Below are 19,912 nucleotides of genomic sequence, written 5' to 3' on the forward strand. Positions count from 1 at the left end.
TCTCTTCTGGCGAATCGGTTTGCTTGGGTAGGAGCCCGCGTGCGGGCGATCTTCAACAGAGAGAAATCGCCAGCAAGCTGGCTCCTACGAAAACGCTGGAATCATCCTGCGCCCGGTATTGCTTTGAATAAATATGAAGTGATCTACTTTGGCATCGATAACTATCAATGTTTGGAGCCGCCATGCTCAGCCAAGTACGCGACCTCGACCTGCAACTGCTGCGGCTGTTCGTGACCGTGGTGGAGAGCGGCGGCTTCAGTGCCGCCCAGGGTGATCTGGGAATCGGCCAGTCGACCATCAGCACGCAGATGGCCAAGCTGGAAACGCGCCTGGGTTTCCGCCTGTGCGAACGCGGCAAGGCTGGCTTCCGCCTGACCCCCAAGGGCGAACAGGTGCTGCTGGCCACGCACCGACTGTTCGCCGCCCTCGAGACCTTCAAGGGCGAGGCCCAGGGCATGGCCGACAAACTGCTGGGCACGCTCAGCATCGGCCTGTCCGAGGCCCTCGACGCCCAGGTGTTGAATCGGATCGGCGCCGCCATCGGGCGCTTTCGCCAGCGCAACCAGGCGGTGCAGATCGAACTGCTCAGCGCCATGCCCGCCGAACTGGAGCGGCGCCTGCTGCAGGATCAACTGCACCTGGCCATCGGCTATTTCTCCGGCACCCAGACCGCACTCGACTACCTGCCGCTATTCGAGGAGACACAGGCCCTGTACTGCGGCGCCGGCCATCGCTTATTCGAGCAACCCGACGTGAGCCTGGCGCAGCTGCAGGATGAGGACGGCGTGCATCACCCCTACCGCTTCATTCAACGCGACGAACCCTGGCAAACCACCGCCAGCAGTGCGCACAGCGAACAGGTCGAAGGCACCCTGGCATTCCTTCTCTCGGGCGCTCACATCGGCTACCTGCCCCAGCACATCGCCGCCCCCTGGGAAGCGCGCGGCCTGCTGCGCGCGCTGTTGCCGGAACGGCTCGGCTTCAGCGTGCAGTTTCACCTGAGCAGCCATCGCGGCCGCCAACCGAGCGAAGCGCAGCAGGCGTTTGTCGCGGACCTGCTCGGCGCATTTGCGCAAACGCCTGGGGCATGAGCGAAGCCGCCGGCAACGGTAACGCTGGCAGGCCTGTGGCAAGCCAACGGCTGTTGGCGGGAGCGTCCGCCCCCTGATCGGCTACGCAACGACAAGCGCCTGGTGCGCGCGGCGGTCTATAGTTTTTAGTTCAAGCCGGTACTGGCTCCCCCCTGTCCACAGCGTGCAAGGAATCATCATGAGCAAGGTCTACCACGTCGCCGTGCTGGTCGGCAGCCTGCGCAAAGCCTCGATCAACCGCAAACTCGCCCTGGCGTTAGCCGAACTGGCACCGTCATCGCTGAAGCTGGAAATTGTCGAGATCGGCGATCTGCCGCTGTACAACGAAGACATCGATGGCGAGCGGCCGCCCGAGACCTATACCCGCTTCCGAACCAAAGTCAAAGCGGCCGACGCGCTGCTGTTCGTCACCCCGGAATACAACCGTTCGGTGCCCGCGCCGATGAAGAATGCCATCGACGTAGGCTCGCGCCCTTACGGTCAGAGTGCCTTCAGCGGCAAACCCGGCGCGGTGCTGAGCGCCTCGCCGGGCGCGGTAGGGGGCTTCGGCGCTAACCACCATTTGCGTCAATCCATGGTGTTTCTCGACGTCGCGATGATGCAGCAGCCGGAAGCCTACCTGGGGGGCGCCGGCAGTTTCTTCGAGGAAGCCGGGATGCTCGGCGACGGCATCAAGCCGTTCCTGCAAAAATTCATCAATGCCTATGCGGCCTGGGTGGCGCAGCACGTCCCGGGCTGATCCGTCAGACAGCGCCACTGCTCGTGGGCTGCGGCCCGCTGGCTGGCGCAACTCTCGACTTCGTACACTGCCGCGGAGATACCCAGCTGCCTGACGGCTCCGGAGGGTTAGCAGATGAACCCGACACAGGACGAAGACAGCTTCTGGAAGGAAACCAGCCAGGACAAACGCCAAGTCGCCGACCTGTGCGCCGCCTTGCGGCGGCGTGCCCAGAGCGACCAGCCCATGTCCGATTTCCAACTGAAGAATGCCGAGCTGGCGGGCATCGACCTGGTCAACCATGGCAGTCACCACGGCTATGTACTGCACAACGCCGACCTGTACCGCGCCAATCTGCAGAGCGCCCATCTGTTTGCCCTCGACCTGCGCGGCAGCTCGCTGATGAAGGCCGACCTGCGTCACGCCAACCTGCACTGTGCCGACCTGCGCGACTGCAACCTGCTTGGCATTCGCCTGGAGGGGGCTCGCCTGGACAACATCATCTGGGATCGCCAGCTGCTGCAAGAGCGCAAAGGCCGCGAGCTGCTGCGTACTGGCAACAGCGCAGCCGCCCTTCAACTCTTTCAGGAGGCCGAGGAGACCTACCGCAACCTGCGCCTGCACCTGGAAAAGGCCGGCCTGTTCGAACAAGCCGGGCTGTTCTTCCACCGCGAGATGGTCATGCGCCGCCTGCAAATGCCGCGCTATTCGAGCAAACGCCTGCTGTCCTGGCTGGTCGACCTGTTCAGCGGCTACGGTGAGAAGCCGTTGAACGTGGTGCTGTTTTCCCTGGGGCTGATCGGCTTCTGCGGCCTGCTGTATTTCCTGGTCGGCGTACATCAGGGTGACCGGCCCATGGGCATTGCCTTCGAAGGCAGCCTGCTGAGCAACCTGTTGGACCTGCTCGGCTGCCTCTATTTCAGTGTGGTGACCTTCACCACCCTGGGCTACGGCGACATCAGCCCGCACGGTTTAGCCCGCCCGATTGCCGCCTTCGAAGCGTTTGTCGGCAGCTTCACCATGGCATTGTTCGTGGTGGTATTCGTCAAGAAGATGACCCGCTAGCCGCACGCCTAGTGGGTTGACTCCAGCTCGGATAACTGAGGTGCTGAGGCAAAGCGCTGCGCCGAGTCATAGCAGGCTATGGCAAGGCGCAGCACTGCAGCATCAGGGACTCAGACCTTCAGCGGCACCCAGACCTCTACCTGGCCGGTGCCGGCCATGGGGTCGAAATCCGCGCTGTAACGCTCGAACTCCGGGGCGTCCGCCACCTCCAGGACCGAGGCCGGCAGCCAGCGCTGGAAGATCGCGGCGAAGGTCTCGTGGATGCTGGAGATATGCCCGCGATGGAGAAACACCGCGTAACGTCGGGCCGGCAGGCGTATATGGCGCCAGCCCTCGGGCAGGCCGTCGCTGCGCGTCACCTGGACGCCAGCGATGTACTCGAAGCTGCCATCCTCGTCCGGGTTGCAGCAAACACCGTAGGTTTCCCCGCCTTGTTGTCCCGGTACCCTCCCGATATGCGGCACGAAGCGTTGCCAGAGCGCGGCGATGCCCTGGGCGCGCTCGGTGGTGAAGCGCTCGCCGAGTCCGGCGATCAACAGTTCCTGCTCGTCCACCAGACGCGGTTCGGGCAGCTCGAAGCTGTGTGTCGGTTGCATGCGCATAGCCTCCCTCAATTCAATTCCAGACAGCGTGCCGCTATTTCGCAGCGCCTCGGGGGTGAGGCCGAATTGCTTACGGAACGCGCTGGTGAAAGCCTCGTGGGAGCCGTAACCCACCTCGAGGGCGACGCCGAGGATGTCCGGTGCCCCGTCCGCCAAACGATGCGCCGCCCGGCTCAAGCGCCGCGCCCGCACGTAGCGCATCACCGACCAGCCGGTCGCGCAGGCGAAGGTTCGTGCCAGACCGAAGCGCGACAGACCGCAGACACTGGCAATGCGTTGCAGGTCGAGCGGCTCTTCGAGCTCAGTCTCGATCAGCCAGAGCGCTTTGCCCACGGGGTCCATGTCCACTCCTCAAACAGTCGCCTGCAGTACGGGATCACCCTGGCGGATGCACTTGATCGCTCTTGCGGCCCGTTGCCGGCCTTGGAGGCAAAAGCCGGTCGAGATGCCGCCGAGTCCATCGGCCGCAACCGCGAGCGCCCGAGAGCCCTTACAGACCATACTTGGCCTTCAGCGCAGCGACGGCGCGCTGCTCACTGCGCAGGAAGGCATCGAAACGCTGGATCAGCTCGGGATGGCGGATGCTCGACAGGTAATAGTGGCTGTCGCTGAGCGCCAGTAGCCTGGGCTCTGCTACCAGCGCATCCGGTCGGCCCTGCCGGGCCAAGTGATAGCGAGCCACTTGCTGCGCCATATTGGCACCATCGATATAACCGGCCAGGGTCATCCAGATCAGCCCTTCCGGGTTAGGCGCTCGATGAATTTCCACCTGGCCGGCGGCAATCTCAGCGTGGAACTTCCATGGGGTGAAACCGCGAACGAAGCCAAGCTTGCGAAAACGCTGTAGCGGCTGCCCCAACCGCGCCGGCATCACCAGCATCACATCCTGGAACGCCAGCAACGGCTGCGAGTAGCTGATGGAGTCCTCTGGCTTACCGGGTTCACTCCACAGCGGGTTATCGGGGAACACCAGGTCGAGCTGGCCTGCCCAATAGTTGTGGTAGAGCCGCCGCACTGGCAATGGCACATAACGCAGGGTGATCTTCTCGTGTGTGGCGAACAGGTCCAGCAACTCGCGCGCATAGCCGCGATATTGATGATCCGGCGGGGCCACCGAAAAAATCGGGAAATAATCGACATCCTCCACCCCCACGCTATATGTCTGTGCAGCAACCGTAGCGGGGATGAGGCTCAGGCTAAAGGCGGCCAGCAGCAAGCAAACGAGCCTGGCCGTTCGGGGAGCGCACTGGGCGAGCGGGGTCAACATGGAAGGAAGGCTCGGCTACTTCGATGCGCCACAGTGTACTTCCCCTACAGCTAGTCAACGCCAGCACCAAGCCGAGCAGAACGATGCAATGAATAGCAGAGGTATGTTCGGCCACCGGGTTGGCCGAACGCCGAAAAAAGAAAACCCCGCTGGTGCGGGGCTTTTGCAGACTGAGTGCTGACATCCTTGATCTGCGCACCATCCTGGCGGCAATCCAGCGTATCCCTTTTGGTTAATCTGCGCTTCCTGCGCGACGTCCTTGAGTAACAGATTACTCAGCCCCTCCAAGGGGTAACAGTGGCGATCGGCAGCGCGTGCTGTAAGCCATGGCTTACAGCACCTCCGTCCAACATCGCGCCACCAAGCGTCAGTGCAGCATCATGAAGCCGTGCACTCCCTATATCGCCGCCGACCTGCATAACCTCTATCCCGCCCTGACCCGTGTCGAACAGGCTCGACGCAAACACCATACCGATCAAGTTCGCAGGGCTTGGCTGCGACCTGAAGGCCAGCCACCCGCAGATGGAGCCTCGCGACGCGGCCAAAGGCAACATTGCCCGGGCGATCGTCTATAGGCACTACGAGTACCACCTACCCATAGTCGGCGCGCTTCAGATGTACAAAGAGTGGCACCGAATGGATCCGCCAGATGCCGAGGAGCAAGCGCGCAACGACAAGATCGCCAACCGGCAAGGTACGCTCAACAATTTTATCGATGACCCGGCGCGGGTCGATAGCCTGATCAAAAATCAAGCACCCCCTACTAAAAACCCCGCAGCAGCGGGGTTCCCAGTTCAGCACTCAACCACTAGAACTGCGCGGCGTCCAGCAGGTACAGGCTCTCGCTGCCGGCTTTGACCGAGGCACTCAACGAATGAATCCGCGGCAGGATGCGCGCAAAGTAGAAGCGCGCGGTGCCCAGCTTGCTGGCGTAGAAGTCGTCCTGAGCCTCTTTGCCCAGTGCGGCCTTGGCCATCAATGCCCACATGTAGGCGTAAGCGGTGTAACCGAACACGTGCAGGTACTCGACCGAGGCCGCGCCGATTTCATTCGGGTTGGACTTGGCGCGCTCCAGCAGGTCGGCGGTCATCTGCTCGAGGTTGGCGATGGCGGCTTTCAGCGGCTCGGTGAACTCGCTCAGGCTGCTGTCGGAGGAGTCGGTGAAGGCCTTGATCTCTTCGGCGAAGTGCTTGTAGAACGCACCGCCGCTGCCAACCACCTTGCGCCCGACCAGGTCGAGGGCCTGGATACCGTTGGTGCCTTCGTAGATCTGGGTGATGCGGCAATCGCGCACCAGCTGTTCCTGGCCCCACTCTCGGACGAAACCATGACCGCCGAACACTTGCTGACCGTGGATAGTGGTTTCCAGGCCGAGGTCGGTGAGAAAGGCCTTGGCCACCGGCGTCAGCAGCGCCACCAGCTCCTCGGCGCGCTTGCGGGTGGCCGGCTCCTCGCTGAACTTGGCGGTATCCAGCTGCATGGCGACGTAGCTGGAGAAGGCACGACCGCCTTCGTTCAGCGCCTTCATGGTCAGCAGCATACGGCGCACGTCGGGGTGCACGATGATTGGATCGGCGGCTTTGTCCTTGGCCACAGGGCCGGTCGGCGCACGACTCTGGATACGCTCGCGGGCGTATTCGATGGCACTCTGGTAGGAGCGCTCGCCGGTCGCCAGGCCCTGAATGCCGACGCCGAGTCGCTCGTAGTTCATCATGGTGAACATCGCCGCCAGGCCACGGTTCGGCGCGTCGATGATGTAGCCGGTGGCGCCGTCGAAGTTCATCACGCAGGTGCTGGAGGCCTTGATGCCCATCTTGTGCTCGATCGAGCCACAGGACAGGGCGTTGTGCTCGCCCAGCGAGCCGTCGGCGCCCACCATGAACTTGGGTACCAGGAACAGCGAGATACCTTTCGGACCGGCCGGGGCGTCGGGCAGTTTGGCCAGGACCAGGTGAATGATGTTCTCGGTCAGGTCGTGCTCGCCGCCGGTGATGAAGATCTTGGTGCCGCTGACCTTGTAGCTGCCGTCAGCCTGCGGCTCGGCCTTGGTGCGGATGATGCCCAGGTCGGTGCCGGCGTGCGGCTCGGTCAGGCACATGGAACCGGCCCAGGTACCGGCGTACATGTTCGGCAGGTACTTCTGCTTCAGCTCTTCGCTGGCGTGAGCATTCAGCGACAGGCAGGCGCCGGCCGTGAGCATCGGATACAGGCCGAAGGACAGGTTGGCCGAGTTGACCATTTCCTCGACTTGCGCCGAGATCACCTTGGGCATGCCCATGCCGCCGAACAGTGTGTCGCCGCCGACGCCGACCCAGCCACCTTCGGCGTAGGTCTTATACGCCGCCGGAAAACCGGCCGGGGTCTTCACCGCGCCGTTGTCCCAGGAGCAGCCTTCTTCGTCGCCGCTACGGTTCAGCGGCGCAACCACGCCCGCGGTCACCTTGCCAGCCTCTTCGAGAATGGCGTTGGCGGTCTCTTCGTCCACCACCTCGGCCAGAGCAGGCAGTTCGGCCCATAGCTTGGACACTTCAAACACTTCATTGAGTACGAAGCGCATATCACGCAGGGGAGCTTTGTAGTCAGCCATGGGGAATCCTCGAACGAACCAACGGGCTTGCAGTAGGGTTCGGAGTTTAACTCAACAACTTTTAAGACATATAGGGTCGTGTTATGACCCAATAGTCTAATCAGGTCGACCCGCCAGCCTCATGTAGAAGCCCGCCAAACGGCGGGCTTCCTGGAACCGCGACCATTCGTCAGAGCGCGAAGTGCTCGGCCGGCAAGTCCATCATGCAGGCGCTGCCGGCCTCGGCCGCAGCCAGGTGCGCGGCGGTACGCGGCAGCAGGCGCTTGAAATAGAACTCGCAGGTGGCCAGCTTGGCTTGGTAGAACGCCGCCTCACCGGTCCCCGCCGCCAGCTTGTCCTGCGCGACCAGTGCCATGCGCAACCAGAAGTAACCCAGAATGACGTAGCCGGAAAACATCAGGTAGTCCACCGAAGCGGCGCCGACCTCATCTGGATTGTTCATCGCCGCCAGTCCAACCTTCTGCGTCAGTTCGCTCCACTGCTGGTTCAGCGTCGCCAACTGGCCCGCATAGCCCTTGAGCTGCGGATGCTCGGCCTGCGCCTGACAGAACTTGTGGACGATTTTGCTGAAGCCTTTCAGCAGCTTGCCCTGGCTACCCAGCACCTTGCGGCCGAGCAGATCGAGCGCCTGAATGCCGTTGGTGCCTTCATAGATAGGTGCGATGCGGCAATCGCGCACCAGCTGCTCCATGCCCCACTCGCGGATGTAACCGTGGCCACCGAACACCTGCATGCCGTGGTTGGTTACTTCCAAGCCGGTTTCGGTCATGAAGGCCTTGCAGATCGGGGTGAGGAAGGCCAGCAGATTTTCCGCCTCCTCACGCGGTTCAGCGTCAGCACTCAGGTGGGCAGTATCCAACAGCTGCGCGGTGAAATAAGCCAGCGCCCGGTTGCCCTCGTTGAAGGCCTTCATGGTCAGCAGCATGCGCCGCACATCCGGGTGCACGATGATCGGATCGGCCGGTTTGTCCGGCGCCTTAGGCCCGCTCAAGGCACGCATTTGCAGACGCTCATTGGCGTATTTGATCGCGCCCTGGAAGCTGGTTTCGCCCAGGCACAGCCCCTGCATACCAGTGCCCAGGCGGGCGTGGTTCATCATGGTGAACATGCAGTTGAGACCCTTGTTGGCCTCACCGATCAGAAACCCCTTGGCGCTATCGAAGTTGATCACGCAGGTGGCCGAGGCCTTGATGCCCATCTTGTGTTCGATCGAACCGCAGGACACGGCGTTACGCTCACCCGCCTCCCCCTGCGCATCGGGCAGGAATTTCGGCACGATAAACAGTGAAATCCCCTTGGTACCGGCCGGCGCATCGGGCAGTTTGGCCAGCACCAAATGGACGATGTTCTCGCTCATGTCGTGCTCACCGGCCGAGATGAAAATCTTGCTGCCGGTGATCGCATAGCTGCCATCCGCCTGGGGCACGGCGCGGGTTTTGATGATGCCCAGGTCGGTACCGCAATGCGCTTCGGTCAGGCACATGGTGCCGGTCCAGCGCCCTGCGGTCATGCGCGTCAGGTAGGCCTGCTTCTGCTCTTCCGTGCCGTGGGCATGGATCGCCGACATGGCACCGCTGGTCAGGCCCGGGTACATGCCCCATGAGGTGTTGCTGGCGCCGACCATTTCGCTGATCAGCAAGCCGAGCGAGTGCGGCAGCCCCTGGCCACCGTAATTCGGGTCGGTGGCCAAGCCCATCCAGCCACCTTCGGCGTACTGGGCAAAGGCTTCCTTGAAGCCCTTGGGCGTGGTCACCACGCCGTTGTCGAACTGACACTCTTCCTCGTCACCGGAACGATTGAGCGGTGCCAGCACCTGCTCACAGAATTTAGCGCCTTCCTCAAGGATCGCGTCGACCATGTCCGGCGTCGCATCGCTAGCCCCGAGGGCGGCGTAGCTGCCGTGGAAGTCGAAGACATCGTCGATCAAGAAGCGCATGTCGCGCAGGGGGGCCTTGTACTCGGGCATGGTCGTTCTCCGTCAGCAGGCGCGCAGGGCGCGGATTAATACTCCCACGCTACTGCTACTGGGTGCCTGAGGACAATCACCGTGCGAGCGCTGAATGCGCCGCCATAAATGGCTCGACTCAGCCGCCCGCGCCCATCAGCTTGATCGCACCGCGGTGCCGTTGACCATGGATACGAATGCAATTGCGCCCGGCACTCTTGGCACCGTACAGCGCCTGGTCCGCGGCCTTGATCACCGCTTCCGGGCTGCGCTGCTCCGCCCCACGCTCGGCCACTCCCATGCTCAGCGTCACCGAGACCTGGGTAGCGGCCGCGCTGCCGCGGCGCTGGCGACCTTGCTTGTCGTCCTGTGGGCGGCTGAACGTGTCGCGCAATTGCAGGCGGTACTCTTCAACCGCCTGGCGCACCTGCTCCAGGTGTGGCAAGCATTCCTCGAGGGTTTTACCGGGAAACACCAGGGTGAACTCCTCGCCGCCATAACGGTAGGCCTTGCCTCCGCCGCCAATCTTGCGCAGCTGACTGGCGACCAGACGCAGCACCTGGTCGCCAGTCTCATGGCCGTGAGTATCATTGAAGCGCTTGAAGTGATCGACATCGGCCATGGCAATCACATAGCTGCGGCCCAATCGTTGCAGGCGCTCGTTCAGCGCACGCCGCCCCGGCAGCCCAGTCAGCTCGTCGCGAAAGGCCATTTGGTAGGCTTCATGGGCGACCGCCGCCGCCAGTATGAGCATCACCAGACTACTCATCACGTGCAGGCCGTGCGCCACGATGAAGGTGTTCGGCAGCATCCACAGTAGGCCGAGCAACCCTACCAACTGTGCGGCATGCAAGGGTCGAGGCGCGCGCAGGTATTGCACCAGCAAGAGGAGAAAAGCCAGTACGAACAGTGGATAGGCCAGTTGCACCAGGCTCATCCACTCGCCATGTAGTGCCGGCCAGCGAATCACCGACAGCCACTGCAGCAGCGCCTCGGGGTAGCGCTGTTCGAGTGCCAGGGCGACGCCTCCGACTGCCAGCAAAACGGCGGCGCGGGCGATCAGGTCCTGAGCCAGATGCGTGCGCTCCTGCCAAGCCGCGTACAGCCCATAGAGCAGCGGCAACAGCAAACTACTGAGGTGGAAAACCAAGGCGGCGTCAGGGCGCACCCGGCCTACGGCGCGGTAGTGATCGAGCTGGATATCCAGGAGGAAGTAGAACAGGTACAGCACCAGCAGCAAGAACAACTCACGCTGACGACCGTAGACCAGACAGAAGGCGCCGCCGAGTAACAACAACAGCGTCGGCAAGACGTTGAACAGCGAAATGAAGAACTCATTCAGGCGCGGCAAGCTGACAGCGACCAGCCCTGCACCGAGCAACAGCAGCGAAGGCAGGAAGTGACTGAGGCGCACAGCAGCCAGGTGCGACAAAACAAACTCCACGGGCAGGCCGAGACAAGACGACGACTGGCATTTTGCCAGTCGTCGACGCGTTACGCACGGAGCTTAGCGCGTAAATCGAAGTCGCGACGGTTCTGCTCCTCGCCACAACACAGCCATAAAAAAAGCCGCGATCCCAAAGGAGCGCGGCTTTCGACCCGAAGTCGAACTAAGGCTTAGTAGCCCAGAGCGAAGTGCTCTTCGTCCATATCCATCAGGTTGCTGGCGCCGGACAGCATGGTTTCAACATGGCTGCGGGTGCGCGGCAGAATACGTGCGAAGTAGAAACGCGCAGTCTGCAGCTTGGCCTTGTAGAAGGCTTCTTCGTTGGTGCCAGCGGCAAGCTTCTCGGCAGCCAGGCGTGCCATGTCGGCCCAGAAGTAGGCCAGGCAGGCGTAGCCGGAGTACATCAGGAAGTCCACGGAAGCGGCACCGACTTCTTCGCGATCTTTCATCGCGGCCATGCCGACCTTCATGGTGACTTCGCCCCACTCCTTGTTCAGCTTGGCCAACGGCTCGACGAATTCCTTGATGGCTTCGTTGCCTTCGTTGGTCTGGCAGAACTTGTGCACGATCTTGGTGAAGCCTTTGAGTGCTTCGCCTTGAGTCATGAGGATCTTGCGACCCAGCAGGTCAAGCGCCTGGATACCGGTAGTGCCTTCGTACAGCATGGAAATCCGGCTGTCGCGCACGTTCTGCTCCATGCCCCACTCGGCGATAAAGCCGTGACCACCATAGATCTGCACGCCGTGGTTGGCGGCCTCGAAGCCCACTTCGGTCATGAATGCCTTGGCAATCGGGGTGATGAAGGCCAGCATCGCATCGGCGGCTTTCTTGTCTTCTTCGTTCTCGCTGTACTTGACGATGTCGACCTGCTTGGCAGCGAAGTACACCATCGCCCGGTTGCCTTCGGCGAACGCTTTCATGGTCAGCAGCATGCGCCGCACGTCTGGATGCACGATGATCGGGTCGGCGGCTTTTTCAGGCGCTTTCGGGCCGGTCAGCGAACGCATCTGCAGGCGCTCACGAGCGTACTTCAGACCACCCTGGAAACCGATTTCGGCGTGAGCCAGGCCTTGCAGCGCTGTGCCCAGGCGAGCGGTATTCATAAAGGTGAACATGCAGTTCAGACCTTTGTTCGCCGGGCCGATCAGGTAACCGGTGGCGCTGTCGAAGTTCATCACGCAGGTGGCGTTACCGTGAATGCCCATCTTGTGCTCGATCGAGCCACAGGACACACCGTTACGCTCGCCGGCATTGCCTTCGGCATCAGGCAGGAACTTCGGCACGATGAACAGGGAGATCCCCTTGGTGCCGGCCGGTGCATCGGGCAGGCGGGCCAGCACGATGTGGACGATGTTATCGGCCATGTCGTGTTCACCGGCGGAGATGAAGATCTTGGTACCGGAAACCTTGTAGGAACCGTCGGCTTGCGGCTCGGCCTTGGTGCGCAACATGCCCAGGTCGGTACCACAATGCGGCTCGGTCAGGCACATGGTACCGGTCCACTCGCCGGACACCAGCTTGGTCAGGTAGGCGTGCTTCTGCTCATCGGTACCGTGCTCGGCGAGGGTGTTCATCGCGCCGTGCGACAGGCCCGGGTACATGCCCCACGACCAGTTCGCCTCACCGACCATCTCGCTCAGCACCAGGCCGAGGGACTCCGGCAGGCCTTGGCCACCGTGGTCGACGTCATGCGACAGGCTCGGCCAGCCACCTTCGACATACTGCTGGTAAGCGTCTTTGAAACCCGTCGGGGTTTTAACGCCGGACTCGCTCCAGGTGCACCCTTCGATGTCACCGGTGCGGTTCAGCGGGGCCAGTACCTGCTCACAAAACTTGGCGCCTTCCTCGAGGATGGCGTTAACCATATCCGGGGTAGCGTCTTGGCAAGCCGGCAGGCTCTGATAATGCGCTTCGTAACCGAGCAGTTCGTCACGTACGAAACGAATATCACGCAAGGGGGCCTTGTAATCAGGCATAGCGAGTAACCTCTGCGGTGGGTTCCTAGTATTCAGGTGACCGGGCTAGCGGCCGTGTTCGGGATTGCTCCCAACTGTTTGATTACCTCTCGGCAAGCAAACAATCAAACATGTGTTTGAAACATACGTTTAGAACCAGTCCTTGTCAAGCACCTGCATTTCTCTCACTACGCGACGAAATCGATCAACCGCCCCGATATCGCGGACTCAGCAAAGCCTCGGTAAATAGCCAGAGGCTGGGTTTGCCGCGTCGGTTCCTGTAGGCCGCTCGGCTGCTCCTGGGGTGCCTGATCTGCCGGTTCTGCGCGCGTCTTCTCCGTGGCTGCGTCACGCTGCAACTCGGCTAACTCGACACGCGCCTGCGCCATCTGCGCCTGAGCTTGCGCCGCTACGCTGCGATCCTGAGAGGAGGGTTCGGCCGGCGCCAATGCCGCCCGTACGACCACCTCCATCTTGCTCAAGGTGGCTTGTGGATCGTTCGACACCGCAGCGGTATCGATGCTGACCTCACCACCTACGGCATAGCGCTGACCATCCGGGCCACGGCTATAGGTGTAGCTGGGCGCCCCGGCATAGCTGCCACCCACAGCGGCATGCGCCTGTTCATGAGCGCGTACCTCCCGATCACGGCTAACCATTTCGGCGATTTCCAGTTGCTCGCCGCGCTGTTGCGCGGGGCTGCTATCGGGCTTGCGGGAAGGCTGGCCGGGGGCTTTATCCGCCTCTTCACGAGCAGAGGGCGATTGCGGCCCCTCCAGTGAGGGTGCCGGAGTTGCCGGTGCCTGGGCGGCGCGGGTCAAGTCCTGCGAGACGTCGGGCGAGACATTGGCGGACAGTGGTTGCGCCGGCCGTGTCACCCCTGCGAGTAGAGGATATGAGGACGTGCCGACAATCTGCATAGAGTCCCTCCTTACCCAAGGAGCGTAAGAGCCTGTCGGGCTTAACTCAGCCCTACTGCGGACGCTCAAGTCCGGCAAGCTCCCAAGTCGCTTCCGAGACCAAGGAAAATGCGATCAGCCGCTGGCAACTACACAATAGGGTTGATGCGCTACGCCCCGCACTCACCAGGATCAGCTAGGTACTCCGCCAGAAACGGGGATAACCCTAAGCATCAGCTGCTACCGGCTCAACCGCCCCGTTAAGCCGTGGTGTCGATCAAGGTCCCGAGCACTTCGTCTGCGGTTTTGACCACCCTCGCGCCGGCCTGTGCTTCGTGCTGGCCGACGCGTAGCGCCACCAGGCTTTCCGTCAGGTCCGGGCGATTCTCGGCGGGCGCTTCGGCGGAGGGATTGACCTGACTCTGTCGCGCGGGCTGTGCCGTCTGTGGCGGCGCAGTGAAGGCATTAGTGGCGATATCGCTGGCAGCCTGCTCGACGCGTCGCTGACCGGACTGAATGGTGCTGACACCCGAGCTGAAGGCGTTACCGGTGATTTCCATGCACAAACTCCGCAGTGGAAGGACAGTATTGCCTTGTATTGAAGCAGAAAACGCGCAGAACCCGTACGGGAAAAAGGCTATGGCAAAAGGCCTGCTTATAGCCCGAGTGCCAACAGACTCAGGTCGAGATACCCCGCCACGGCCGCCGGGGTGGCTATTTCCAGGCGCGGCACCTGCCCCAGACAGGGTGCTGGCAAGCGTTCGGCGAGGGTGGCGAGGTTCTCCTCCAGGCGCGAGGTCTGCGGGTCGATCACATTGGCTACCCAGCCCGCCAGCTCCAGACCATCGCGGGCAATCGCCTCGGCGCTTAGCACGGCTTGGTTGATGCAGCCCAGGCGCACGCCGACCACCAGAATCACCGGTAAACCCAGGCTGATCACCAGGTCGGACAAGTTCGCCTGGCCGGCCAAAGGTACGCGCCAGCCCCCCGCACCTTCGACCAGGGTGAGGTCGGCGCCTTTGTCCAGAATGTGCCGCACCGGCTCACGTAAAGCCGCTACATCCAGCAGTACCCCGGCTTCACGCGCCGCCAGATGCGGAGCGATGGCCGGCGCGAACGCCAGCGGATTGACCTCGGCATAGTCCAACGCCAGGGTGCACTCGCCGAGCAGGGCCAAGGCGTCGTCGTTGCGCAAGCCGTCAGGGGTCTGCAGACAACCGGAGGCCACCGGTTTAGACGCGGCGGTGGACAGGCCGGCCATTCGCGCCGCATGCAGTAGGCCCGCGGCGATGGTGGTCTTGCCGATTTCAGTGTCGGTGCCGGTGACGAAGTAGGCCTGGGCCATATCAAACCTCCCTCGCACTGGGGTTGTCTATCGACCGCGTTGCGGGTCTTGCCGACTCGCTGACGAAAACGGGAGTATCGGTGCCGATGACGAAAGACGCGGCAGTCATGCCCGAGGCTCCTTGCGCAACACGCCATAGACCACCTGATAGGTCGCCGGCAGGCCCTGTGGTTGACGGCAGCGCTCGTAGGCTTCGAGCAGGGCGCGCATCCGCGCACGCCCGGTCAAGCCGCCGGGGCGGCCGGGATTGAGGTTATGTGCACCGAGGGCCTTGAGTTCGTGGGTGAGGCTGCGCAGATCGGGGAAGTGCATGACCTCCACCTGGGTATCCAGACTGAGGAGCTGCAGGGCACTGGCGGCGCAGTGGCCCTGGTAGTCGGCGAAACGGCGGAAGCGGTTGACGTGGACGAAGCCATCCACCGCCTGCCAGCTGTCGCGCAGCTCCTGCAGGGTGCCGACGCACAGGCTGCTGAACGCCAGCACGCCACCCGGACGCAGCACCCGATGCGCCTCGCTCAGCACTGCCTGGAAATCCGCGCACCATTGCAGCGCCAAGCTGGAAAACAGCAGATCGCAGGACGCACCCTGCAACGGCAGACGCTCGGCATCGCCGGCAATGAACTGCTGCGCCCCGCCCAGTGGTCGCGCGTGGCGTAGCATGCCCTCGGCAATGTCCAGGGCCAGACCCTCGGCGGCACTGAAACGCTCGGCCAAGGCCCGACTGAAATGCCCGGTGCCACAACCCAGATCGAGCCAGCGTTGCGGGCTGAACGGTGCCGGCACGCGTGTCAGCAACTCGCTGCCGACCTTGCGCTGCAGCGCCGCGACGCTGTCGTAACTGTCCGCGGCACGGGAAAACGAGGCGGCGACCTGACGTTTGTCCGGCAGCCCGTCCAGCGGGTTCTGCAGCAACTCAGTCATCGCTGGCCTCATGCAGGAACGCCTGGATCGCCGCCGCCACCTCATGCGGTCGCTCCAACACGAAGGCGTGACTGGCGGTGTCGATCAGGCCGATTTCGACATCCGGCAACAGTGCCAACAACGCAGCCGCCGCGCCTGCGGGAACCAAGCCATCGAGACCGGCGAACAGATGCAGTTGCGGACCGGCGAAGCTCTGCAGCGCCGCGCGGGTATCCAGCGCGGCGAGTAGATCCAGGCCCGCCAGCAGGCTGTCGGGCGCTACTTGGGGCGCCGCGCCCAGCAGCAAACGCGAGAGGCCACGGGGGTCGGCCGCGCCCTGACTGCAGAGCAAAGCGAAACGCTTCAAGGTGACCGCCGCATCCGTCGCGCAGCCCTGGCGGAAGGCGGCGAAGGTCTCCGCTGGCATCGCACTGGGCCATGCCGAGCCGGCGACGAAACGCGGATTGCTGGCCAGGGTCAGCAGGCCGGGGCAACGCTCGCCACGCCGGCCAGCCAGCTCGGCGGCGAGCATGCCGCCAAGTGACCAGCCCCCCAGCCAGGCATCTGGCGGCAAGCTGTCGTCCAGCTCGTCGAGCCACTCGGCGGGGTCGCTGCTGCTCAGCGTCGGCAAGGGTTCGACCTGCACCCGCAGGCGTTCATCCAATCCGCGCAAGGCCTCGGCCAAGGGCTCCAGCGGCGCCGTGCCCAGGCCCCAGCCCGGCAGCAGAATCAATCGATCACGCATTGCCTTTGTCCTCCTCAACCGTGGCCAGTTGCGGCCAGCACTCGGCCAGCGCCTCCAGCAACAACTCTAGCTGGGCGACGCTGTGGGCGGCCGACAGGGTGACGCGCAGACGCGCACTGCCCGCCGGCACGGTTGGTGGGCGAATCGCGGTGACCAACAGGCCGCGCTCGCGCAGCATCTGCGATAGGCGCAACGCGCGGTCGCTGTCCCCGACCATGATCGGCTGGATCGGTGTCGGGCTGTCCACCAGGCTCAGGCCAATCGCTTCGGCGCCAGCGCGAAAGCGCTGAATCAGCGTCGCCAAATGCTCGCGGCGCCAGTGCTCAGTGCGCAGCAACTCCAGGCTTTTCAGCGTCGCACAGGCCAGCGCTGGCGGCTGACTGGTGGTGTAGATATAGGGGCGGGCGAACTGCACCAGGGTGTCGATCAGCTCATCGCTACCCGCGACGAAAGCCCCGGCAGTGCCGAACGCCTTGCCCAGGGTGCCGACCAGCACCTGTACATCGTCCTGGCCCAGGCCGAAGTGCTCGACGATACCGCCACCGCTGGCGCCCAACGGGCCGAAGCCGTGGGCATCGTCGACCATGACCCAGGCATCGCGCTGCTTCGCTGCGGCGCACAACGCCGGCAGGTCGGCCAGGTCGCCGTCCATGCTGAACACGCCGTCGGTCACCACCAGGGTGTTGCCGTTGGCTTTAGCCAGACGGCCGGCGAGACTGTGCGCATCGTTATGCAAGTAACGCGAGAAGCGCGCGCCGCTGAGCAGGCCGGCATCCAGCAGCGAGGCGTGATTGAGCCGGTCTTCCAGCACAGTATCGCCCTGACCGAGCAGCGCGGTGACGGCGCCCAGGTTAGCCATGTAGCCGGTGGAGAACAGCAGCGCACGTGGCCGCCCGGTGAAAGCCGCAAGCGCTTCTTCCAGTTCATGGTGCGGGGTGCTGTGGCCGATCACCAGATGTGAGGCGCCGCCGCCGACGCCCCAGCGTTGCGCGCCGGCACGCCAGGCCTCGATCACCTGCGGATGATTGGCCAGGCCGAGGTAATCGTTGGAGCAGAAGGCCAGCAACTCACGGCCGTCGACCCTGACCAGCGGCCCCTGTGGGCTGTCCAGCAGCGGGCGTTGGCGGTACAGGTGCGCGGCGCGGCGCTCGGCGAGACGGGTGGCGAGATCGAAAGACATGACGGCTCAGCATGATTCGTAGGAACCAGCTTGCTGGCGATTTCCGCTAACCGGAATCGCCAGCAAGCTGGCTCCTACAGGTTCGAGAAGGTCAGACCGTGGCGTCGTAGAACAGCGCGCCGCTCTTCTGCTCGACCAGCGCCTGCTCGATGGCGGCCTGGTGGACTTCGTCGGCGTGCTCTTCGCGCTCTTCCGGCTTGATGCCGAGGCGGGCGAACAACTGCATGTCCTTGTCGGCTTGCGGGTTGGCGGTGGTCAGCAGTTTCTCGCCGTAGAAGATCGAGTTGGCGCCGGCGAAGAAGGCCAGGGCCTGCATCTGCTCGTTCATCGCCTCGCGACCGGCGGACAGGCGGACATGCGACTGCGGCATCATGATCCGCGCCACGGCGAGCATGCGGATAAAGTCGAACGGATCGATGTCCTGCTCATCGGCCAGCGGCGTGCCCTTGACCTTGACCAGCATGTTGATCGGCACCGACTCCGGGTGTTCCGGCAGGTTGGCCAACTGGATCAGCAGGCCGGCGCGATCGTCCAGCGTCTCGCCCATGCCGAGGATGCCGCCGGAGCAGATCTTCATCCCGGAGTCGCGCACGTAGGCCAGGGTTTCCAGGCGCTCGTTGTAGGTGCGGGTGGTGATGATGTTGCCGTAAAACTCCGGCGAGGTATCGAGATTGTGGTTGTAGTAATCGAGGCCGGCCTCGGCCAGGGCAGCGGTCTGCTCCTTGTCGAGCTTGCCGAGGGTCATGCAGGTTTCCAGGCCCATGGCCCGTACACCTTTGACCATCTCCAGCACGTAGGGCATGTCTTTCGCCGACGGGTGCTTCCAGGCCGCGCCCATGCAGAAGCGCGTCGAGCCGATGGCCTTGGCTTCGGCGGCCGCTTCCAGCACCTTCTGCACTTCCATCAGTTTTTCTTTTTCCAGCCCGGTGTTGTAGTGGCCGGACTGCGGGCAGTACTTGCAGTCTTCCGGGCAGGCGCCGGTCTTGATCGACAGCAGGGTCGAGACCTGCACGCGGTTGGCATCGAAATGCGCGCGGTGCACGCCCTGGGCCTGGAACAGCAGGTCGTTGAACGGTTGCTGGAAGAGCGCCTTGACCTCGGCGAGGGTCCAGTCGTGACGCATTGGGGCGGCGGTAGCGCTCATGAATGATTCCTTATGGTGCAGGTCGTTGAAAAACGTAGCGAGCGACGGCTAGGCAAGGCGAAACCAGGTAAAAAAGGGCAATGTACGAGATGTACATGAGCATTTTGAGGCTGGCTTCAACGCGGCATAGCCTAGTGCAGTAGTTTTTCAGCGATCTGATAGCGGCAACAGCCTGCTAGAGTAGCCAGGCAGACACGGATGTTCGGCATGATTATGGAAGCCTTATGCACTGTCAACCCAAGCGACTTGAACAGGTTTACAACTGGTTAAAAATCAAACAATGCTGTTTGCTTTGCGATGAGCCGGCGGACACTGCGCACGCGCTCTGCGTCAGCTGCGAAAGCGAGCTGCCCTGGCTCGCCGGGCGCTGCCAGATCTGCGCCCTGCCCTTGGTGCATACGGGACTGACCTGCGGCGCCTGCCTGCAACAGCCACCGAGTTTTCACCGCGTGGAAGTACCCTGGCGCTACGCCTTCCCGGTCGACAGCCTGATCACGCGCTTCAAACACCAGGCCAAGTGGCCTTTGGGACGTCTGCTCGGTGAACTTTTGTCACATCATCTGCTGCATGCCTTCGATGAAGGCCTGGCCAAGCCAGAGCTGCTGCTGCCCGTACCGCTGTCCGAGCGACGCCAGCGCCAGCGTGGCTTCAATCAGGCGACGCTGCTCAGCCAGTGGCTGGGCCAAAGCCTGCAGCTGCCGCACCAGGCCGACTGGCTGCAGCGCGTGACCGATACCCCCGCCCAGCAGCAACTGGATGCCGCCGCGCGCAAACGCAACCTGCGCCGCGCCTTCGCCCTATCTGCCGACGCTCGGGTAGCAGGCCGCCACCTGGCCCTGGTCGACGATGTGCTGACCACCGGCGCCACTGCGGAAAGCCTCGCACGCTTGTTAAAACGAGCCGGCGCTGCACGAGTCGATGTGTATTGCCTGGCGCGCACCGCAAAACCGGGTGACCGTTAAACCGCAAGCCCTGCCGCGCCTGACCACGGACCAGAATCGACGGTATTGACTCAAGGGTCA

At 63.1% G+C, this 19,912-nt stretch carries 18 protein-coding genes; 5 read left to right on the forward strand and 13 right to left on the reverse strand.

Going from position 1 to position 19,912, the window contains the following annotated elements:
• The first annotated feature begins 182 nt into the window (after positions 1-182).
• From FBY03_RS14565 to FBY03_RS14575, 3 genes are all read left to right on the forward strand, one after another.
• On the forward strand, positions 183-1,091 hold the full coding sequence (locus tag FBY03_RS14565; protein ID WP_147173088.1) for a LysR family transcriptional regulator: 909 nt from the start codon (positions 183-185) through the stop codon (positions 1,089-1,091).
• Between the two features lie 178 nt (positions 1,092-1,269).
• Positions 1,270-1,830, forward strand: coding sequence for an NADPH-dependent FMN reductase (locus FBY03_RS14570; RefSeq protein WP_147173089.1), 561 nt, complete (start codon positions 1,270-1,272; stop codon positions 1,828-1,830).
• Between the two features lie 114 nt (positions 1,831-1,944).
• Positions 1,945-2,874 (forward strand): ion channel, encoded by a 930-nt coding sequence (locus FBY03_RS14575; protein ID WP_147173090.1) that lies wholly within the window; start codon positions 1,945-1,947, stop codon positions 2,872-2,874.
• A gap of 110 nt (positions 2,875-2,984) precedes the next feature.
• Here the strand turns inward: FBY03_RS14575 and FBY03_RS14580 are convergent, their stop codons facing one another.
• Both FBY03_RS14580 and FBY03_RS14585 read right to left on the reverse strand, forming a co-directional pair.
• A complete protein-coding gene (locus FBY03_RS14580; protein WP_147173091.1) occupies positions 2,985-3,818 on the reverse strand; it encodes an AraC family transcriptional regulator in 834 nt (277 codons plus the stop codon).
• A 148-nt stretch (positions 3,819-3,966) separates the two neighbouring features.
• Positions 3,967-4,692, reverse strand: coding sequence for an ABC transporter substrate-binding protein (locus FBY03_RS14585; protein WP_147173092.1), 726 nt, complete (start codon positions 4,690-4,692; stop codon positions 3,967-3,969).
• Between the two features lie 573 nt (positions 4,693-5,265).
• On the opposite strand from FBY03_RS14585, the gene FBY03_RS23310 reads away from it, so the two are divergent.
• Positions 5,266-5,601 (forward strand): endonuclease, encoded by a 336-nt coding sequence (locus FBY03_RS23310; protein ID WP_256677938.1) that lies wholly within the window; start codon positions 5,266-5,268, stop codon positions 5,599-5,601.
• Here the strand turns inward: FBY03_RS23310 and FBY03_RS14595 are convergent.
• The 11 genes from FBY03_RS14595 to bioB all read right to left on the reverse strand — a co-directional run bounded on the left by FBY03_RS14595 (position 5,552) and on the right by bioB (position 18,890).
• Positions 5,552-7,330, reverse strand: a complete 1,779-nt coding sequence (locus FBY03_RS14595) for an acyl-CoA dehydrogenase C-terminal domain-containing protein (RefSeq protein WP_147173093.1) — start codon at positions 7,328-7,330, stop codon at positions 5,552-5,554. The two genes, FBY03_RS23310 and FBY03_RS14595, sit on opposite strands and share 50 nt — an antisense overlap.
• 169 nt (positions 7,331-7,499) lie before the next feature.
• Positions 7,500-9,296 (reverse strand): acyl-CoA dehydrogenase C-terminal domain-containing protein, encoded by a 1,797-nt coding sequence (locus tag FBY03_RS14600; RefSeq protein ID WP_147173094.1) that lies wholly within the window; start codon positions 9,294-9,296, stop codon positions 7,500-7,502.
• 118 nt (positions 9,297-9,414) lie between these two features.
• The gene (locus tag FBY03_RS14605) at positions 9,415-10,707 is read right to left on the reverse strand and encodes a diguanylate cyclase (protein ID WP_147173095.1); all 1,293 of its coding nucleotides are present in this window, start codon (positions 10,705-10,707) and stop codon (positions 9,415-9,417) included.
• Positions 10,708-10,892: 185 nt separating this feature from the next.
• Complete coding sequence (locus FBY03_RS14610) at positions 10,893-12,698, reverse strand: phenylacyl-CoA dehydrogenase (RefSeq protein ID WP_147173096.1); 1,806 nt, start codon at positions 12,696-12,698, stop codon at positions 10,893-10,895.
• A gap of 167 nt (positions 12,699-12,865) precedes the next feature.
• The gene (locus FBY03_RS14615; RefSeq protein WP_147173097.1) at positions 12,866-13,597 is read right to left on the reverse strand and encodes a putative metalloprotease CJM1_0395 family protein; all 732 of its coding nucleotides are present in this window, start codon (positions 13,595-13,597) and stop codon (positions 12,866-12,868) included.
• A gap of 239 nt (positions 13,598-13,836) precedes the next feature.
• A complete protein-coding gene (locus tag FBY03_RS14620) occupies positions 13,837-14,136 on the reverse strand; it encodes a hypothetical protein (RefSeq protein WP_147173098.1) in 300 nt (99 codons plus the stop codon).
• Between the two features lie 95 nt (positions 14,137-14,231).
• Complete coding sequence (bioD, locus tag FBY03_RS14625) at positions 14,232-14,921, reverse strand: dethiobiotin synthase (RefSeq protein ID WP_147173099.1); 690 nt, start codon at positions 14,919-14,921, stop codon at positions 14,232-14,234.
• A 105-nt stretch (positions 14,922-15,026) separates the two neighbouring features.
• Positions 15,027-15,842: a malonyl-ACP O-methyltransferase BioC gene (gene bioC, locus FBY03_RS14630; protein ID WP_147173100.1), complete on the reverse strand. Its 816-nt coding sequence runs from the start codon at positions 15,840-15,842 to the stop codon at positions 15,027-15,029.
• Positions 15,835-16,566 carry an alpha/beta fold hydrolase gene (locus FBY03_RS14635; protein WP_147173101.1) on the reverse strand — a complete coding sequence of 244 codons (732 nt, stop codon included), beginning with the start codon at positions 16,564-16,566 and terminating at the stop codon, positions 15,835-15,837. Before FBY03_RS14635 ends, bioC begins: the two co-directional genes overlap by 8 nt.
• Complete coding sequence (gene bioF, locus FBY03_RS14640) at positions 16,559-17,746, reverse strand: 8-amino-7-oxononanoate synthase (RefSeq protein ID WP_147173102.1); 1,188 nt, start codon at positions 17,744-17,746, stop codon at positions 16,559-16,561. Before bioF ends, FBY03_RS14635 begins: the two co-directional genes overlap by 8 nt.
• A 91-nt stretch (positions 17,747-17,837) precedes the next feature.
• A complete protein-coding gene (bioB, locus tag FBY03_RS14645) occupies positions 17,838-18,890 on the reverse strand; it encodes a biotin synthase BioB (protein WP_147173103.1) in 1,053 nt (350 codons plus the stop codon).
• A 224-nt stretch (positions 18,891-19,114) separates the two neighbouring features.
• Here bioB and FBY03_RS14650 point away from each other — a divergent pair, with 224 nt between their 5' ends.
• Positions 19,115-19,852 carry a ComF family protein gene (locus tag FBY03_RS14650; protein WP_147173104.1) on the forward strand — a complete coding sequence of 246 codons (738 nt, stop codon included), beginning with the start codon at positions 19,115-19,117 and terminating at the stop codon, positions 19,850-19,852.
• Positions 19,853-19,912 lie beyond the last annotated feature (60 nt).

It is taken from the genome of Pseudomonas sp. SJZ079, assembly GCF_007993865.1.
In the GTDB taxonomy this organism is placed as follows: domain Bacteria; phylum Pseudomonadota; class Gammaproteobacteria; order Pseudomonadales; family Pseudomonadaceae; genus Aquipseudomonas.

Coding starts and splice junctions, on each gene's coding strand:
- FBY03_RS14565 (WP_147173088.1), top strand. CDS start 183: ATGCTCAGCCAAGTACGCGACCTCGACCTGCAACTGCTGCGGCTGTTC.
- FBY03_RS14570 (WP_147173089.1), top strand. CDS start 1,270: ATGAGCAAGGTCTACCACGTCGCCGTGCTGGTCGGCAGCCTGCGCAAA.
- FBY03_RS14575 (WP_147173090.1), top strand. CDS start 1,945: ATGAACCCGACACAGGACGAAGACAGCTTCTGGAAGGAAACCAGCCAG.
- FBY03_RS14580 (WP_147173091.1), bottom strand. CDS start 3,818: ATGGACCCCGTGGGCAAAGCGCTCTGGCTGATCGAGACTGAGCTCGAA.
- FBY03_RS23310 (WP_256677938.1), top strand. CDS start 5,266: ATGGAGCCTCGCGACGCGGCCAAAGGCAACATTGCCCGGGCGATCGTC.
- FBY03_RS14595 (WP_147173093.1), bottom strand. CDS start 7,330: ATGGCTGACTACAAAGCTCCCCTGCGTGATATGCGCTTCGTACTCAAT.
- FBY03_RS14600 (WP_147173094.1), bottom strand. CDS start 9,296: ATGCCCGAGTACAAGGCCCCCCTGCGCGACATGCGCTTCTTGATCGAC.
- FBY03_RS14610 (WP_147173096.1), bottom strand. CDS start 12,698: ATGCCTGATTACAAGGCCCCCTTGCGTGATATTCGTTTCGTACGTGAC.
- FBY03_RS14615 (WP_147173097.1), bottom strand. CDS start 13,597: ATGCAGATTGTCGGCACGTCCTCATATCCTCTACTCGCAGGGGTGACA.
- FBY03_RS14620 (WP_147173098.1), bottom strand. CDS start 14,136: ATGGAAATCACCGGTAACGCCTTCAGCTCGGGTGTCAGCACCATTCAG.
- bioD (WP_147173099.1), bottom strand. CDS start 14,921: ATGGCCCAGGCCTACTTCGTCACCGGCACCGACACTGAAATCGGCAAG.
- bioC (WP_147173100.1), bottom strand. CDS start 15,842: ATGACTGAGTTGCTGCAGAACCCGCTGGACGGGCTGCCGGACAAACGT.
- FBY03_RS14635 (WP_147173101.1), bottom strand. CDS start 16,566: ATGCGTGATCGATTGATTCTGCTGCCGGGCTGGGGCCTGGGCACGGCG.
- bioF (WP_147173102.1), bottom strand. CDS start 17,746: ATGTCTTTCGATCTCGCCACCCGTCTCGCCGAGCGCCGCGCCGCGCAC.
- bioB (WP_147173103.1), bottom strand. CDS start 18,890: ATGAGCGCTACCGCCGCCCCAATGCGTCACGACTGGACCCTCGCCGAG.
- FBY03_RS14650 (WP_147173104.1), top strand. CDS start 19,115: ATGCACTGTCAACCCAAGCGACTTGAACAGGTTTACAACTGGTTAAAA.